The 1204-nt window shown below is 56.0% G+C and carries 1 rRNA gene; it reads right to left on the bottom strand.

Annotation, left to right across the window (positions count from 1 at the left end):
- Positions 1 to 31 precede the first annotated feature (31 nt).
- Positions 32 to 1204, bottom strand: a 23S ribosomal RNA gene (locus ACFYZ8_RS44820); the annotation flags it as partial.

The raw sequence follows: 1204 nt of genomic DNA, 5'->3' as shown, positions 1-1204 counted from the left end.
CTCAGAACTAACACAGTGGACGCGAGCAAATATGGACAAGCCCTCGGCCTATTAGTACCGGTCACCTCCACCCATTACTGGGCTTCCAGATCCGGCCTATCAACCCAGTCGTCTACTGGGAGCCTTAACCCCTCAAAGGGGGTGGGAATACTCATCTCGAAGCAGGCTTCCCGCTTAGATGCTTTCAGCGGTTATCCCTCCCGAACGTAGCCAACCAGCCATGCCCTTGGCAGAACAACTGGCACACCAGAGGTTCGTCCGTCCCGGTCCTCTCGTACTAGGGACAGCCCTTCTCAATATTCCTACGCGCGCAGCGGATAGGGACCGAACTGTCTCACGACGTTCTAAACCCAGCTCGCGTACCGCTTTAATGGGCGAACAGCCCAACCCTTGGGACCGACTCCAGCCCCAGGATGCGACGAGCCGACATCGAGGTGCCAAACCATCCCGTCGATATGGACTCTTGGGGAAGATCAGCCTGTTATCCCCGGGGTACCTTTTATCCGTTGAGCGACGGCGCTTCCACAAGCCACCGCCGGATCACTAGTCCCGACTTTCGTCCCTGCTCGACCCGTCGGTCTCACAGTCAAGCTCCCTTGTGCACTTACACTCAACACCTGATTGCCAACCAGGCTGAGGGAACCTTTGGGCGCCTCCGTTACTCTTTAGGAGGCAACCGCCCCAGTTAAACTACCCATCAGACACTGTCCCTGATCCGGATCACGGACCCAGGTTAGACATCCAGCACGACCAGACTGGTATTTCAACGACGACTCCCCCTGAACTGGCGTCCAGAGTTCACAGTCTCCCAGCTATCCTACACAAGCCGAACCGAACACCAATATCAAACTGTAGTAAAGGTCCCGGGGTCTTTCCGTCCTGCTGCGCGAAACGAGCATCTTTACTCGTAGTGCAATTTCACCGGGCCTATGGTTGAGACAGTCGAGAAGTCGTTACGCCATTCGTGCAGGTCGGAACTTACCCGACAAGGAATTTCGCTACCTTAGGATGGTTATAGTTACCACCGCCGTTTACTGGCGCTTAAGTTCTCAGCTTCGCCACACCGAAATGTGACTAACCGGTCCCCTTAACGTTCCAGCACCGGGCAGGCGTCAGTCCGTATACATCGCCTTACGGCTTCGCACGGACCTGTGTTTTTAGTAAACAGTCGCTTCTCGCTGGTCTCTGCGGCCACCCCCAGCTC

Origin of the sequence: Streptomyces sp. NPDC001668, assembly GCF_042893155.1 — a bacterium.
Classification (GTDB): Bacteria; Actinomycetota; Actinomycetes; order Streptomycetales; family Streptomycetaceae; genus Streptomyces.
Note: the sequence above shows the minus strand (reverse complement) of the source record. Positions and strands in the feature narration are given on the sequence as shown.